Origin of the sequence: Paenibacillus nuruki (genome assembly GCF_001721045.1) — a bacterium.
Classification (GTDB): domain Bacteria; phylum Bacillota; class Bacilli; order Paenibacillales; family Paenibacillaceae; genus Saccharibacillus; species Saccharibacillus nuruki.
In genome coordinates this window covers 64,906-80,802 of the sequence record NZ_MDER01000051.1, presented here as the reverse complement: position 1 = coordinate 80,802, position 15,897 = coordinate 64,906, and the positions used below count along the sequence as shown (strand labels likewise).

Below are 15,897 nucleotides of genomic sequence, written 5' to 3'. Positions count from 1 at the left end.
AATATGAAACAAGTATTTATATTATTCTTCGTTGGAATTATATTTTTTTCTGCTCAAAATATAATATATTCGGCAGAAGAAACAAATTATCCTAATAATATTGAATTAGTGCCAAAACAATTCGCAAAGCTTCAAACCTTAAAAATACCCTTAAAAGGAGCATCTACACCATTACCTAAAGTTGTTTGGACACAAACAGACGAGTATAAATGGACTGCTTCGAGAAATGAAGGCATGGATACCTACAAAGTAGAAGGACAAGGAAGTGGAAGAAATGCTCGTCCTGTCCCTACAGAAGTAACAGATAAGATCACCGTTGAAAAATATCCACCAGAAGATATGCATGATACACTTGGACAGGTTTATAATCAGAAGTATATTTCTGATTTAGGTTTCGAAACTATAGATGAAGTTCCAATTAATAGTTACAAATTAAAAAGTCTTAAATACAAAAAAGGTGATATTTTTGCAGTTATTTCTACTGAAACTGGTTATGGTTATATAAATAATGAAATTGGAGTATTTGCAAAACGTGAAGATGATACAGAAAAATTGTGGGTTGCATATTATACGCCTTTAAATATCAATTACACCGGACATGTCGTCGAAAAGAAAGAAATTCAAGTCAAATCGGATGCAACATTGCAAATTGACGATACCGAACAACTAACTGTTGAAGTACGTACGAAAGCTTACAATGAACAAGAATTTACAGATAACTGGATTGATGTGACACATCGAGATCAGACGAAATGGGAATCGTCTGATCCTGCGATTGCAAGTGTGGATCCTGCTACAGGAGAAGTAACTGCCCATGCTACAGGAACAGCGCAGATTACAGCATATTGGTCAAAAGATCCGTGGAGTCTCAAAGATAGTGCTACTATCACTGTAGGTGCAGCCGAAGAGCCACCGACAACAGGTCCTTCAGCAATATGTACGATTCCTCAAGCAGGTCAGCAATTAACTGGAAAATACATAGATCCAATGGTATCCGCGATCATCAAAGCCGATCGACGAGGAAGCGAAATGTTCGATGTCGCTCAAGGGATTCCGACCTCGGAAAGTCTATATGGTAATGTATTTGCATTGAATTATCTTTCTCAACATACCTTTACAGAATATACAGGGGAATGTACATATCGAATATCGGTTAAACGAACGTACAAATTAAAATGGGATGATGGAGAGAAGAAAGATACCAAAACAGTTAATTATTCTTTTGATATTCAGCGACCGTATGCATTTTGGAAAATCGATCAATTGGGAGTATACGGAATTAAGCAAGCTACGCTGAATAACTATGCGTTTGCAGATAATAAGATTATAATTTCTCCTAACAACTATATACCGCCATCTTATTCTGTTTTAACTACAGGTACCTATTATGCTCCTAAGAATCCTGGTAATCAGAATGGAGGTACCAAAAACTTGACGAAAAGTGGAAGTAGCCGTCCTAGCATTCCAGATGAAAGCAGCGATATGAAAAGAAAAGCTGAAAATGCTGTAGATAATGTAGAAGTAGAAAATGATAATCTGAAGTTTAACAATGAAATCATTATGGATAGTACGCGAACGATCAAAAAAGGGCCAACGCCTAAAGCGCTGCCTATGCCTACTATGATTGGCAAAGATACGCTTTATAGTGCTAACCATATGATTCCCAAAACCAAAACGAATCTAAAAAATGCACCAAGTACAGGTACGATCGAATATAATCTTTTACCGGGAAATATTGATGGCGGAGCTAACCAGACATTCCCGATTAATGGAATCAATACGGTTACTGTCCATACCCCTGTAGTCAATTATTCATTGGTGTCTGATGATCAGAAGCATAATCAGAAAACAGTACCTGATGCGTACAGTTCAGCGCTTATTTTGGATCGTCCTTTTTCAGTGCGTATTCCTACTGGTGGACAGCATGTTAATTATCCGGGTTATGGCAATCGAGACTATGCGAAGTATATACGTACAAAGCAGGTTCAATTTCCGTTTGACACTTATAATAAAGAGCAGACTACATTTATTCCTAAAAACACATGGGTAGATGTACCTGTTAATCAATTGGATACAACATTCTTTTTGCCAGTCTGGGTAGATGAAGGTAAATACGATATTTTATTCCGTACGATTGCTGAAAATGCACCATCTTCGTTTACCGTACAGCACAATGCCAATGTAACATTAGATAACCATGTAGCTGTCGAAAGTGTAGCAGTAGAAGTGATCGGTCGTGTTTATGATTTTCATATTACTGATATTGCAGATTACAACTGGCAGATCGTATTCCATCCGTGGCAAAATCTAGCTGTACCTGATGGAACATCGTATTGGGTGGGGGAAAATGGTATTGATGGAGCACCTCGTGGAAATACAGCGCCTTATGTACTACCAGTACGTCAGGGAAGTCATCCCTTTTACAGAAATCTAGCAGTCAAAACAGGATATCACTTTAAATTTGATTTGAAAACAAAAGGGAATATGTTCGGTTCAAAAGATGGCATTCGAATTACACCTACATTTCATTATGTACCACGGCAAGGTGGCACTCCTTTTCCAGTTGATGTGTATTATTCAACAGCGACAGAGAATTTGATTAAAATAGGATCGCCTCAAGATACGGTACAGCGGTATACCATTTTAAATGATCCAACACGTCATGTACCTGAAGAAGAATTGAAAAATACGGCTTTGTATATGTATGATCTTCTTTTACAAGAACAAGCACTGCCGTCTAAAATACCAAATAAAGTGTCTCATTCTCAACCATCTACACCATTGACTTCATTTTGGAATACAGCATGGGAACGTGCATTATCGTCCATCTGGAAAGATCTTACCGGACTCTCATGGGAAACGGTAGCGACTCAAGATGAACAATCACCTTTGTCCGTCATACCTGTTACTCCGACTAATCCAGAAGAAGCGATTGCAATGTTCAGCAAAGCCAGTCATACGCGCAAAGTCAATATCGGTAACTTTACCCATCTATTATTGACTCAGCCATTACGTACATTAATCGGTCCACAACAACATTTACCTCAAGGAAATAATACAATGCGTTCTTTGGCTGCTGTACAAAAGTGGTATGGAGAATACAGCTTGCCGTCAGATGTATATGTAGTCAAACAAGGGACATCTTTGCAAGACGTTACCGGTTCTACAAATACCAATCGACAACAATCTGCTGAACAAAGTACAGATAGTACCAACAAAAATAATCCAGTAAATAACGGTGCCAAAGGATTAGATGAACATTCGTCTGTCTTTTTAACCGATGGATATATTGTGGTTAACTTTGATATTGAAACGATCCAACAAGGAGATACCGATCATCCTCATCTACAATATATCCATGCACCACTTATGAACCAATGGCAATTGGAAGGATTTCAAAAGCAATTTAATGATCCTTGGGGATATGATTTTCAACTCAACGATGGAGATGTACTTTTCTATCATACAAATAAAGGCAGTCGTAATGATTTTCAATCGTCAGTTACGCATTAAAATATAAATCTATAGCAAATGATAGATGATAAACCATCAACCAAATGCAGAAGTCTAAAGGAAAATGAAGAACAAAAATCAAAAGAGGGAAAATAAAAAAAATGACGAAAGATCGCAGATTTTATAATAAGTAATGTTCGTTAATTAGCGATAAATATACTTTTATTAAAAAATAATAAACATATAAAATCAATTTATACGAACTATTATTCAAATTAACACTTGACCGTTCGCTTATTTTTTTGTAAGATACCACTGTAGCCAATGCAGATGTATAGGCGCTACAGTGGTATTTTTACGCAATGATCTTAATCAATACTTAGTATGAATACATCTTACTCGTACAATAAGAATAGAAGTTACAGCGTAAATGATCGTGTTATATTCAATGACTTGTTGATCCTACATTTTAATGATTTTGATATCTAATATATTCGTATATCCCCGAAAATAAGGTTTGGGGGTTTCTACAAGGGACCATAAATTCCTGACTACGAATAGTGTGCTTTGGCATATCTATTCAACAGTCAGGATTTTTTTGTGCGTTCACCCCATATTACTCAACTCAGGAGGACATTATGAACCATTATGATTGTATTGTTGTAGGCGCAGGACCAGCAGGGATTTTTGCATGTTATGAATTGACTCGTCAAGCACCGGATTGGAAAGTATTGTTGATCGATAAAGGGCATGATATTCATCGTCGCAGTTGTCCGATTATGGAAGAGAAGATTCAATTATGTCCACCTCCCGCAGGTAAAAAAGATTATGCTGGCTGTCTACCCGCTTGTTCAGTAACCGCAGGTTTCGGTGGAGCAGGTGCATATAGCGATGGTAAATTCAATATTACTACTGAGTTTGGAGGATGGTTAACCGATTATCTTTCCCCTTCGAAAGTAATGGAATTGATTCGTTATGTGGATGATATCAATCTAGAACATGGAGCTACTCGTAATATTACCGACCCTACAACAGATACTATTCGCGATATTGAGCAACGTGGATATGCTTCAGGTTTGAAATTGCTTCGTGCCGAAGTTCGCCATTTGGGAACCGAGCAGAACTTGGAAATTTTAAAATCTATCTATAGTTATTTAACTTCACGCATTGATATGGTATTCAAAGCAGAAGTAGAAGATATTATCACGACCAAAATCGAAGGTAAACATCGCATTACAGGTATCACTACCAAAAAAGGAGAGACCTATGAAGCACCGATGGTGATGATTGCTCCCGGACGTGATGGTTCTGCATGGTTAACCGACATTTTGAAAAAACGTCGCCTAAAAATGTACAATAATCAGGTGGATGTAGGTGTGAGAGTTGAAACGTCTGATGTGGTGATGCGTCAGATCAATGAACATTTATATGAAGGTAAATTTATTTTCAATACTTCAGTTGGGACAAGAGTAAGAACATTCTGTAGTAATCCTTCCGGTCATGTGGTCGTTGAGAATCATAGTGGTGTGATGGCGGCAAATGGTCACTCATTTAAAGATCCGGTACTTGGTTCTGCGAATACGAACTTTGCTCTACTGGTATCGCACAAATTTACAGAGCCATTTGATAAACCCAATGAATATGCTCGTGAAATCTGCCGTCGTGCTAATGATCTATCTAGTGGTGGAGTGATTGTACAGAAGTATGGTGATATTCTTCGTGGTCGTCGTTCGACTAGAGAACGGATCAATGAAGGATTCCTTGAACCTACACTTAAAGAAGCGGTTCCCGGCGATCTAGGATTGGTCTTACCTTATAACACAATGAAAAGCTTGATCGAAATGGTAGAAGCGTTAGAAGGTGTAACACCGGGTATTGCTTCTGAACACACATTATTCTACGGTGTAGAAGCTAAATTCTATTCTGCTCGTCCAAAGTTAGATGAACATTTAGAAACTGAAATTGATGGTCTATATTGTGGTGGTGATGGTGCAGGGGTAACCCGTGGACTAGCACAAGCAGGCGCGGCAGGAGTATGGATTGCTCGTAATATGGTTAGCAAAGCAGGAGCAACCACAAAAGTACCTGCTACTGTAGTATAAATAAAATAAATGTGGCGGTATGATCATCTTATTCTATAGATATATAGATGCGGATAGATTCATGACAAGAGATCAGATCACTTTTGATAAGTGCATCTGATCTTTTTTTAATTCATTATACTTTGATATAATCAATAGAAGTTGAACAACGAAAAGAGGTTAATATCGTGCTACATCCATCACCATCTTCATCTGATACACCGGATGAATCGAATCCAGAACATGCCGCTTCCTATATCTATACTTATGCTTGTCATGAAGATGAGTATGAGCTATGTCAGTTAGAATTACGTTCGTTATTTACCTATAGAACATCGGAATCCACATTGTATGACCGTTATCTTGAAACGAACATGGCTATATCTCCCAATCGTAGCCCTTTTATCCACTATCGGATAGCTGTGCAATATGAAGCTAACACATTAGAACAATTGGAAATGATAGTACAGAGCATCCAATTACAAGAGCAGACATTCAAATTAATGTGCCTTGATGCAGAACAGTTATTTACCTATGATGAAAAACGTTCGATAGAACGCCAAATAGGCATGAATATTCGCGGCAAAGCTCAAATGAAAAATCCGCAAATCATGCTAGGGATTACATTTGCCAATCATCGCTGGGTTGTAGGAACATGTATAGCTTCTGAACCTGTTTGGCTTCACCATAATGATAAGCCCAAACATTACTCTACAGCACTCAGTACACGAGTCGCTAGAGCCGTCGTCAATATTGCTGTTCCACAACCTACAGGAATAACAATGATTGATCCTTGTTGTGGCATAGGAACGGTGTTGATCGAAGCTTTATCTATGGGTATAGACATTATAGGTTATGATCTTAATCCTTTAGCAGTGCAAGGAGCACGTGAAAATCTATCTTATTACGGTATGCCAGATATTGTGAAGATAGCAGATATGCGAGAATTAGAAGGACGCTATCATGCGTTAGTTTTGGATTTACCTTATAATTTGTGCTCTGTGCTAAGCAGCGAAGAACGATTAAATATGCTTGCCAGTAGCAAACGTCTAGGAGAGCGTATTCTTATTCTGGCGACAGAATCTATAGAAGATTCTATCGAAGCTGTAGGCTTACAAGTGATCGAAGTCTGCCATATTCGCAAAGGAAAATTTGTACGCTATCTATTTATTTGCCAATAACATCAAGTTCATATGAGACTATAGATGCAATTTTTACTATTTATTCGACCATTGGATAAAAAAACTATAAATTGTGTGTGAAATTTAGTAACATGTAAACAACCGGTATGTGCCGGGAGCTTACATACAGAGAGGATGTATACCCTATGAAATTTAGTGAATTTCCTTACGAACGCCCGAATTTGGATGCGGTTAAAGTTACATTTGATGAATTGTTAAGTCAATTTGTAAATGCAACTACGTTTCAAGAGCAGGATCGTGCGATGGCTGAAATTAACAAGTTGTTCAATACGTATTCAACTCAAGCACAACTTGTCTATATTCGCCATTCTATTAATACGAATGATGAATTCTATAAAGCAGAGCAAGATTACATGGATGAAATCGATCCTCTGTTTCAAGAGTACATAGACACGTATTATAAGGCACTGGTTACTTCTGCGTTCCGTACCGAATTAGAGCAAAAATGGGGTAGCCACCTATTCGCATTAGCTGAAATGAAACTTAAAACATTCCATCCAGATATTATTGCAGATTTGCAACAAGAAAATAAGTTAACGACTGCTTATGCTCAATTGATTGCATCAGCTAAAATTCCGTTTGAAGGGGAAGAACGTACTCTTTCTCAATTAGCACCGTTTGGTTTATCTAAAGATCGTGATATGAGACAACGTGCAGGCGAAGCTCGTTATGGATTCCTTGCTGAACAAGGCGAAGAATTGGATCGTATTTATGATGAGTTAGTTAAGATTCGTACAACGATTGCTCACAAGCTAGGATACAAAACATTTACAGCATTAGGATATGCACGTATGGGACGTACCGATTATGGTCCTGAACAAGTAGCTAATTTCCGCAAACAAGTTCAAGAGTATATTGTCCCAGCAGCAGCGCGTTTGAAAGAACGTCAACGTGAGCGTTTGGGATTAGAGCGCTTGTCTTATTTTGATCAAGAGTACTCTTTCCCTACAGGTAATCCGACACCTAAAGGTGATCCTGAATTTATTATCCAAAACGGTGCACAAATGTATAAAGAATTGTCGCCAGAAATTAATGAATTCTATGAATTTATGATGGAACATGAATTGATGGATTTGTTAAGTAAAAAAGGTAAAATGGGTGGCGGTTATTGTACCTTTATTAATGACCACCAAAGTCCATTTATTTTTGCTAACTTTAATGGAACATCGGGCGATATTGATGTACTGACACACGAAGTAGGACATGCTTTCCAAGTCTATGAAAGTCGTCATTTTGAAGTGCCTGAATACACATGGCCGACCTCAGAAGCCGCAGAAATTCATTCAATGAGCATGGAGTTCTTTACATGGCCATGGATGGAATTGTTCTTCAAAGAAGATACAGAGAAATACAAATTCGATCATTTATCCAGCGGGTTAATCTTTATTCCTTATGGAGTCGCTGTCGATGAATTCCAACATATTATTTATGAAAATCCAGACTTCACACCAGCAGAGCGTAAAGCGGCTTGGAAATCGGTAGAAGAGAAGTACCTACCATTCTGGGATCAAAGCGATAATCTATATCTGCAAAGTGGAGCTTACTGGCAAAAACAAGGTCATATTTATGAATCCCCATTCTATTATATTGATTATACACTGGCTCAAATCTGTGCTTTCCAATTCTGGAAACGGATGAATGAAGATCAGAAACCAGCATGGGATGATTATCTTCAATTATGTCGTGCAGGTGGAAGCAAACCATTTACAGACCTTGTGAAAGTAGGCGGGTTGACGTCTCCATTTGAAGACGGTTGTGTAGCTTCAGTGATTGGTAATATTGAAGATTGGTTGAATAAAGTAGACGATAAGAAATTGTAAATTCTACTAATCAAGCGACAAGATTTTCATATCAATAAATGTATAGATGTACAAAAAGGCTGACTGCGATCTTTGATCCATGTCAGTCTTTTTTTTGCATTTAACAAATTAACAGCACAAAATGATACTGTGGCTAACAATTGACTTGTAAGATGGATAACGTAACCTGATTGCTTGGCAAATATTCTTTTGGTGCAATGAATGTGCATCTATACTAACCGATGCTTTACATATTTTATATATTGAGGGGGCTAACGATGTCTATCGATCAGTCTATGCATATGCCTATTCGTTGGATCGTATCAGATGTAGATGGCACTTTACTAGATACACACCAACAGATATCTCCATATATTCAGCAACGTATTCGGACATTTACAGAACGTGGAGGATACTTTACTTTAGCTACAGGTCGATCGCTAATGAGCGTACAACCGTTTATAGAATTATTGCATCTAACCAATCCTCTGATTCTATACAATGGAGCCAAGATCTATGATCCGCTACAAGCTTGCTTTCTTGAAGAGCAATTTGTCTCTAAATCGCATGTACAGTGGATATTTAATCACTACTATAGTATTCGTCAGCCCTTTGATCTGGACTTGCTTGTATTTCATCAGGAACAGATTTACTGCACACGAATTACGCCTAGAATCCAGTGTTGGATTGATAAAGAGCAAGTGGAAGTACAAGTGATTACTTTGATGGGATTAGAACATATTGCTGAACAAATTACTAAGATGATGTTACTGGGCGAGCCTGAATCGTTAACTCTTTTTCAGCAACAGATTGAATTTCTAAATACCGTTAAATCAGAACATGACATTTTAGAAATATTGCCTTTTGGGATAAACAAAGGAACAGCCTTACAACAATTAATTACGATGACAGGTAGTCAGCCTGATGAAGTGTTAGCTGTAGGAGATCATTTGAACGATGTAGAAATGATTAAGCTAGCAGGGCATGGTGTAGCGATGCAAAATGCACATTCAGATCTCAAACAAGTGGCCAATTGGATAACGGTAAAAACAAATAATGAAGAAGCATTGGTTGAAATTATTGATCATGTTGAACAGAGCTGGACTGAACAATATAATCCAGTAATTAGATAAAATGTGAAGCAAACCATCTCTTTGGCTATAGGCTAAAAGAATAGGTTTGCTTCTTTTTTGTGCTGGTTTCTGTATTTTTGTTATGCTAAGCTAATCGTACATTCGGATAGATCAAAGGAGAGTGCATTATGGATCGATTATTTCAAAATCATCGTATTCGGGCTAGACAATCACTAGAAGGTCTATGGGAATTTGGTAAAATGAGAGCGTTATCAACAGACGGATTAGCTGAAAGTATAGATTATGATTACAAGCTTGCTGTACCCGGTTGTTGGGAAATGCATCCTCAATTGTTGACTTATCGCGGACAAGGGATATATCGCAGATCGATTTATATCGACAATACAGCCCATGTTCGGCTGCTATTCAAAGGTGTGAGTCATACCGCTAAAGTCTATTGGGACGGACAACAAGTAGCTGAGCATTATAATGCTTATACAGCATTCGATACGACTATTATGAATGTAGAGCCGGGTGCTCATGAATTGTGTGTAGAAGTCGATAATTCATTTGGTCAACATTCTGCCCTTCATCTTCCTAATGATTACTATACATATGGAGGTATGATTCGTCCGGTCATAATAGAAATACTTCCGCTACAAAGTTGCTCCATTCAATGGGTTCAATTTACACCTATCAAAGAAGATTGGACAACAGATGAAGAAGGAAACTGGCAAGCAAACGTGCGGATAGCTCTACAGTCTCATGCAGATCATGATATTAAAGGGCACATCCAATTTGAATTATCGCCTCTTCAGCAATCCACACTCTGGAAGCAACAATTACCAGAAATCACGCTAAAAGCTGGACAATATTTGGAATTTACGCACACGTTCACATTTTCCAATATACAGTCATGGAGCTGTGAGCATCCTTATCTTTATGAATGGCAGACTTTATGGTATCAGCATCAGTCGAACACGTTAGAACTTGTAGATGATTGGGTGGAACGGGTAGGATTTCGAACGATCAATACATATGAAGGGAAGTTGTTACTGAATCACCAACCTATTGTGTTAAAAGGGTTTAATCGCCATGAAGATCATCCGATGGTCGGTGCTTCTTTTCCTATCGCATTGATGGTACAGGATCTAGAATTAATGATTCATACAGGTGCAAATGCCGTTCGTACCAGTCATTATCCAAATGATGAACGTTTTCTTGATCTATGTGATGAATATGGAATACTGGTATGGGAAGAAAATCATGCTCGTGGATTGAGTATCGAAGATATGCGTCATCCGCAATTTATAGAGCAGTGTGAACAAGTAAATCGTGAAATGGTCACTCAACATTACAATCATCCATCGATTATCATATGGGCCATTCTAAATGAATGTGCAAGTGATCAAGAAGAAGGTCGAGTTCATTATCAACGTCAATTGGAGCAGATTCGTAGCTTAGATCATAGTCGACCGCTTAGCTTTGCTTCTCATCATCGGGAAAATGAGATTTGTTTTGATCTAGCAGACATTGTATCTTTTAATCTCTATCCAGGTTGGTATGGGGATGAAGATCCCGGGGAATTATGCGATCTAGCACGCCAATGGGCAGATCAAGCAGGTGGAAAAGGTAAACCGATGATAATGAGTGAATTTGGAGCAGATGGATTTTATGGCTATCGTTCACCTAATCGTGTAAAAGGCACAGAAGAACGACAAGCAGATATTATTGAAAGTAATTTGAGAGCATATAATGAGCGAGCATTTATATCAGGGATGTTTATCTGGCAATTCTGTGATTGTCGTGTTACGGAAGAAGGGATCTGGCCAATGATGCGAGCACGCACACAAAACAATAAAGGAATCGTAGATGGTTATCGTCGTCCCAAACTTGCATATGAAGTGGTAACACGATATTTTAAATAAGAGATGAATGCGTTGGATGGAGAGTGGAAAAAGTAATGAACGAGATAGCTCAGCAACTGTTAGCGCAATATTTAGAACCTTATCATCCAGAACAATCTATACCTGATTATATTGAATATACCTTTGACAAAAATCATCAACAAGATACATGGCAACACAGTCTGAATGTGGCAAAGCAAGCGGTAATGTTGGCAGAACGGTATGGAGCAGATCAACATACCGCTCAATATGCAGGGTACTTACATGATCTCAGTACACTATTGACCGACCATGAGAAAGTTATACTGGCAGAGCAACTAAGGATCGAAATATTAGATGAAGAACGACAAGTTCCTTATGTATTGCATCAGAAATTATCCAGCTGGTTAGCCGCGGAATGGTTCGGTTTGGATGAGCCAGATCTGTTAAGTGCGATTACTTGTCATACGACACTACAAGCTGAGCTTGGCACGATGGATAAAATTCTATTTGTAGCGGATAAATGCTCTTGGGCATCAGAAGATTCGGCTCCTTTTATTCATCAGATGAAATCTGCCGCAGAGCATTCTTTAGATGATGCGATTGTAGTGTATTTGGATTATATCTGGCAACAACGAGAGCAGATGGTACTTCATCCATGGCTCAAAGCGGCAAAATCGGTTTTTGATATGAAGCAAACCGGGCAATTATTAAGTACATTACCAGCGCTCTCACAACCTATTTCTTGGGGACCGGTTACAGCAAGATTCCAACCAATTACTTCGCTAGATGAAATAGATATTGCACAGATTAGTAACATATCGATTGTACCGATGGTAGGCGATCAAGTGGTGATCATGCAATTGGAAGATGGACGCTGGGAATTGCCAGGAGGAACATTGGAAGAAGGAGAACATTATGTAACTGCTCTTGAGCGTGAAGTTATGGAAGAAATGGGAGCAACCCTTATCGATTATCATGTTTTCGGCTATTTTCAATGTATCTCTTCTGCCGAGACTCCTTATCGATCGTATATTCCACATCCTTCTTTTATTCGTCTTACTGTCTATGGACAGGTACAGCTCAATCATCAACCACTTAATCCTCCAGATGGAGAACAGGTCTCTGTAGTAGATGTAGTGAGTATTGAAGAAGCAATTAAGCGCTTATCCACTACCGGTAGACAAGACCTTGCTGACTTTTATCAGATAGGATATGACATCAGCTTGCGTTCGTGATGAACAGTAGTCCAAAGAAAGTGTAGGTCTGTATGATCAGAAAAGTGTCGTTTATTTTATTATGTATATACACGCCATTGTTGCTGTATTGGATGTTTTTCGGATTTGGAAGAGAGTATGACCCTCAAGCAGCTTATCGGTATAATATCGTTCCTTTTCATACCATTACTGATTTTGCTTTGATGCGAGTAGGTGGGCGGATCGATCAGTGGATTAATTTATTCGGAAATATTGCTGTCTTTGTTCCGTTTGGAGTATGTATTCCTTTGCTAAAGTCATATACTTGGCGGGCATTTATGATTCGCTTCGCATTAGGTATTCTCATTATCGAAATTGTACAGATGATCAGTAAACGTGGAACATTTGATATCGATGATCTGATTCTAAATTCGATCGGGGCAACGATAGGTTGGTGTCTATGGCGCTATATATCTACGTTTAGACAAAGATCATTATAAAGAAAAGCATCCTGCTTGATAACAGGATGCTTTTTTAATTCATAATATATAGTTTTGCAAAGTTGCCTATGATGTAGCCTATTTAGATAGAAACGGGTTGATTCCCTGTGTTCGTGGGTTTGCGGAACATAAAGTAATATAACAATGAAGAGATCGTATACAATACGCCTGTGATACTAAACGCAATCGCATAACCCCAATACGTTCCATAGCTAGTGACTAGATACGATTGTACAGGTCCCATACTTGCCCAACCTAACATAAATACGGTCTGCATTAATGAATTGGCGATACTGCGTCTTTTGTCAGACACACGATCTACCATGATAGAAGATTGCAAAGGATTTGCGGCATTCATCAGTGCTTGTCGGAACAAAAAGCTAATTGAAGCGATAATCAATACATTTGTAAATCCGGTTAACAATAAGAACGGTAACGATAGCAATTGAAACACAACCACCGCTCGTACTGGACCTATTCGTGCTGCCAACGAAGGGCCGAGTAACATCGATACAATCGTCATTAATTGTCCTAACGAAATCAATATACTCATTGAAGTTAACGAAACTGCGAATCGATTGGTGAAATACAAATTTAAGTAAGGCACGACTAACCCTGAACCTAATCCTGTTAATAACTGAGCGAGTAGAAAGCGACTGATAAATACAGTATCTGAATGAGCAGTCGATGGAACAGATTTAGTCGCAGTCGAGACTGCTATTGGTTCAGGTTCGGCTTGCTTGGTCTCTAGTATTTTAACTTCAAGTGGAGCAGGTGCCGCAGATGAAGCATTTTCCCGAATCATCGCCATCGGGATAAAAGCAGCTAAAGTCGCTATACTCCCCAGTAAAAGCACTAACTGTAGACTTAATATGTACGTGAGTCCTGTAAATTGTAGAATATCGGCAAGCACACCACCGCCTGTATTACCCAGTACTTGAGCTGCAAGTGTAAGACAAGCCAGATAACTGAACATTCGTAGACGCTTGGATTTCTCTACATTTTCAGCCAAAAAAGGAATAGCCATGACTTGAAAAATAGAAGCAAATATTCCCGAACATACAGCTAAAACTAATAAACTTTGTTCATTCATCGCAAAAGATCTACCGATAAAAAATAGACCACTGGTCAAAGCACCCAGCACTAGTAACTTTTTACGGCTGAATCGATCGCCCATTAATCCGACAGGTATAAATAAAATAGCAGTAGCTAAGGATTGAATACTAATAATACGTCCGTTCATCACATCGGGGTAACCTAACCCTTGAATATACAAATTGTAGAGTACACTGAACATCCCTGTACCTATTTGATAAAATAAATTAGCCCAGAAAAATAACCGCACATTGTGCGGCCAACTACGTATTTCGTTCCAGATCGATATCAGTACACGCACGTCATATGCCTCCCCTGTTGGATGTATCTGCAATCAACCTTCGTAGTATAACAGTTTGTTGTTGATTTATAAAGGGAAAGAGCCGGATACATCCATACTTACAGTAGAAGCTTACGAATAACGAAGTAGATTTCTCTCAATTTCTTTGCTAATCTGATAAATTAAAAAAGGGGCACCGATAATAACGGTGATCGGCATCACCGCAATATCAAAAATCGGATCAATCGTATGCGATAAAATATCCAATCCAAGAATCAATACTGCGCCATAAATCGATGACCCTAGAATCAACCAGCGAATCGGCGGTTGATGAAAGAAAAAGCGCAATATACTTGGAATAATAATGCCCACCAGTCCAAGCGGCCCAGCTAACATCGTCGATATGCCTGTCATCAGAATCACCATCAGCATACAAATGATCGTTGCCCAACTTAATGAAAAGAAACGAGTTGTTGCTGAGCGGGATGGTACACGTAATGAAAGTAACCAGCAGATTACTATTGCGCCTACAGTGACAGGTAACAGCACCCAGATGGTAAAGCGTGGGTCACCTAATATAGTAGGATTCACCAAATGATCGATATAATCAATAGTAGAATAAGAAGAATATATAATCATAGAAATCACTGTAATTAAGAAGACAGCTGCGATTCCGCCACTGATCTGGCGTAATGATTTTACTTTCCATGGAAGTAGATTGCCGATACTATAAGCTACGAATCCACCTATAGCTGCGCCTGCAATCGCCCAGATCATAATCATCCACTGACTTAGTGAAGGTAGAAAGATAATAATAATGCATAATGCTAGCGCTGTTCCTTGAGTCAAGCCCATAGTGGAAGGAGAAGTCATTGTGTTACGCGAAATATACTGCATGACTGTGCCGGATACGGCTAGACAAGCTCCTACAAGAATACAGCCTAATGTACGAAAAAGTGATCCAGTTTGTGAATACATGTGTTCTCTGTTGATCCTTACTGAAAAATAACATTCGATGATCACTAAAATAACTCCAATAATCAGTACCATCATCATATAATGAGGTACATGCTTAGGAGTTACAGAAGTAGTAGGAATCGCTGTCGAGCGAGACATAAAAAAATTCACTCCTTTATGAAATTGAGTATTTGTGTCAATCTAAAATTATGTAAGTGCTACATGATCCATCTGATAAAACGTCTATCTATAGATGCTATTTTGTAGAGTACCTTATCTATTATCGGAAAGAAGATTGTTATTTTTCACTGTTTGAGCAAAAATTTACATAATTGATGAAAATGAGCTATGAAATGCAAAGTAATACAGCTTTTA

10 protein-coding genes and 1 riboswitch are annotated in these 15,897 nt (G+C 38.5%); of the genes, 8 read left to right on the top strand and 2 right to left on the bottom strand.

The window, feature by feature from the left end; genetic code table 11:
• Window positions 1-3 precede the first annotated feature (3 nt).
• The 8 genes from PTI45_RS15200 to PTI45_RS15165 all read left to right on the top strand — a co-directional run bounded on the left by PTI45_RS15200 (window position 4) and on the right by PTI45_RS15165 (window position 13,190).
• Entirely contained in the window at window positions 4-3,513 is a 3,510-nt protein-coding gene (locus PTI45_RS15200; protein WP_069328447.1) for a DUF5704 domain-containing protein, read from the top strand.
• Window positions 3,514-3,927: 414 nt separating this feature from the next.
• A riboswitch (purine riboswitch) is annotated at window positions 3,928-4,027 on the top strand.
• 64 nt (window positions 4,028-4,091) lie between these two features.
• Window positions 4,092-5,555: an NAD(P)/FAD-dependent oxidoreductase gene (locus PTI45_RS15195; protein WP_069328446.1), complete on the top strand. Its 1,464-nt coding sequence runs from the start codon at window positions 4,092-4,094 to the stop codon at window positions 5,553-5,555.
• A 167-nt stretch (window positions 5,556-5,722) separates the two neighbouring features.
• Entirely contained in the window at window positions 5,723-6,715 is a 993-nt protein-coding gene (locus PTI45_RS15190; RefSeq protein WP_083243557.1) for a TRM11 family SAM-dependent methyltransferase, read from the top strand.
• A 146-nt stretch (window positions 6,716-6,861) separates the two neighbouring features.
• On the top strand, window positions 6,862-8,556 hold the full coding sequence (locus PTI45_RS15185; RefSeq protein WP_069328445.1) for a M3 family oligoendopeptidase: 1,695 nt from the start codon (window positions 6,862-6,864) through the stop codon (window positions 8,554-8,556).
• Between the two features lie 257 nt (window positions 8,557-8,813).
• The gene (locus PTI45_RS15180) at window positions 8,814-9,668 is read left to right on the top strand and encodes a Cof-type HAD-IIB family hydrolase (RefSeq protein ID WP_069328444.1); all 855 of its coding nucleotides are present in this window, start codon (window positions 8,814-8,816) and stop codon (window positions 9,666-9,668) included.
• Between the two features lie 128 nt (window positions 9,669-9,796).
• Window positions 9,797-11,536 (top strand): glycoside hydrolase family 2 protein, encoded by a 1,740-nt coding sequence (locus PTI45_RS15175; protein WP_069328443.1) that lies wholly within the window; start codon window positions 9,797-9,799, stop codon window positions 11,534-11,536.
• A gap of 35 nt (window positions 11,537-11,571) precedes the next feature.
• Window positions 11,572-12,732 (top strand): bis(5'-nucleosyl)-tetraphosphatase (symmetrical) YqeK, encoded by a 1,161-nt coding sequence (gene yqeK, locus PTI45_RS23740; protein ID WP_083243555.1) that lies wholly within the window; start codon window positions 11,572-11,574, stop codon window positions 12,730-12,732.
• Window positions 12,733-12,764: 32 nt separating this feature from the next.
• Window positions 12,765-13,190: a VanZ family protein gene (locus tag PTI45_RS15165; RefSeq protein ID WP_069328442.1), complete on the top strand. Its 426-nt coding sequence runs from the start codon at window positions 12,765-12,767 to the stop codon at window positions 13,188-13,190.
• Window positions 13,191-13,272: 82 nt separating this feature from the next.
• On the opposite strand, the gene PTI45_RS15160 is transcribed toward PTI45_RS15165, so the two are convergent.
• Together PTI45_RS15160 and PTI45_RS15155 are read right to left on the bottom strand one after the other, a co-directional pair.
• Window positions 13,273-14,586, bottom strand: a complete 1,314-nt coding sequence (locus PTI45_RS15160) for an MFS transporter (RefSeq protein ID WP_069328441.1) — start codon at window positions 14,584-14,586, stop codon at window positions 13,273-13,275.
• A gap of 111 nt (window positions 14,587-14,697) precedes the next feature.
• Window positions 14,698-15,681 carry a FecCD family ABC transporter permease gene (locus PTI45_RS15155; RefSeq protein WP_069328440.1) on the bottom strand — a complete coding sequence of 328 codons (984 nt, stop codon included), beginning with the start codon at window positions 15,679-15,681 and terminating at the stop codon, window positions 14,698-14,700.
• Window positions 15,682-15,897 lie beyond the last annotated feature (216 nt).